The following is a 1095-nucleotide window of genomic DNA, read 5'->3' as shown; positions in this document are numbered from 1 at the left end:
TTCCCGTCGAGCGGCAGAACCGCCCCGTTACGAATCTCGCGCCAGCTCGGATGCCAGGCCGGGACACCCCGATACAACGTCAAGCCGTCCCCGAGAAACTGCCGCACCTGCTCCGCCAGCTCCTGCTTCCCTTTTGGCGTGCCATGCCTCACCGCGTCCACACCGACGTACAGGTTCGACCCGCCCAACCGGTAGAAGTCCCCAACCTGAACCCCGTGCAGCTGGCGGTCGCCCAGGTCCAGGATCACCGTACTGTCCGTGTCGCCGTCGTTGCCGCTAACCCACCACGAACTCGGGGCTTCACCGCTACCGCCAACCATTCGAGCGATCGTCCCCGACACAAACGTCTGCGCCACCTGCTGCCCGGCACCCTTGGAGTCCTTGGACAGAATCACCCGCTGCGCGGACAGGCTGGCGAGCGCTCGGGCGAGATCATCGGCGCCCACGTCGCCACCGGGCCAGCGCAAGCGGCGGAGCTCGGAATTCACCGCACCCAGTAGGCCTTCATGGCGATTGCCCCTGCTGCCGACCTGCTCGTCCTCCACGCCGAACTCGACTTCCGTGTCCGAGTCGTCGGCGCCCCAGGTGGAACGACCGGGAGGGGAGTCGAAGAGCGGCTCGATCACGGATTCGGTGTCGCTGTCGCTGTCGCTGTCCTCGTCGACGATTTCATGGTCGTCGATGAGTCTCTGGTCGACGGCCAGAGTCTGGTCGGTGGAGGGAGCGACCGGCACCGGCAGGTCGGATTCGAGCTTGACGTCAGCCTGAGGCGCCCGGATGTCGTCCGGGGAGATCTCCGGGCCGGCGGTCTCGGTGGAGACCGGGGTCGTGCTGGTCTCCTCGATGTCGATCTTCGGTGTGATCGAGGGGGACGGCGTGGTCGACGTGGCCAGATTCTGCGTCGCAGTGTTCGGCGTCGTGGTGTTCGGGGCAGTTGTCGTCGGCGTGGCCGGGGTCGAGGAGGTCGGCGCGACCGCGTTGTTCCCGACCTGGATCTGACTCGAACTGTCCGTGGTCGACGTGGCAGGCGCGGTCGTGACGTTCCCTGATGGCTCTGACACGTTCGTAGTGACATCAGGCGACGCCAACGGCGGC

At 66.6% G+C, this 1095-nt stretch carries 2 protein-coding genes; one reads left to right on the top strand and one right to left on the bottom strand.

What is annotated here, in order from left to right; genetic code table 11:
• On the bottom strand, positions 1 to 734 hold a 734-nt coding region (locus ABZX92_RS45945), incomplete at its 3' end, for a hypothetical protein (protein WP_355572508.1).
• 43 nt (positions 735 to 777) lie between these two features.
• Between ABZX92_RS45945 and ABZX92_RS45940 the strand changes: the two genes are divergently transcribed.
• Positions 778 to 999 carry a hypothetical protein gene (locus ABZX92_RS45940; RefSeq protein ID WP_355572505.1) on the top strand — a complete coding sequence of 74 codons (222 nt, stop codon included), beginning with the start codon at positions 778 to 780 and terminating at the stop codon, positions 997 to 999.
• The last annotated feature ends 96 nt before the right edge of the window (positions 1000 to 1095 follow it).

It is taken from the genome of Lentzea sp. NPDC006480 (genome assembly GCF_040611995.1).
Taxonomy (GTDB): domain Bacteria; phylum Actinomycetota; class Actinomycetes; order Mycobacteriales; family Pseudonocardiaceae; genus Lentzea.
This window is presented reverse-complemented; position numbering and strand designations above follow the sequence as displayed.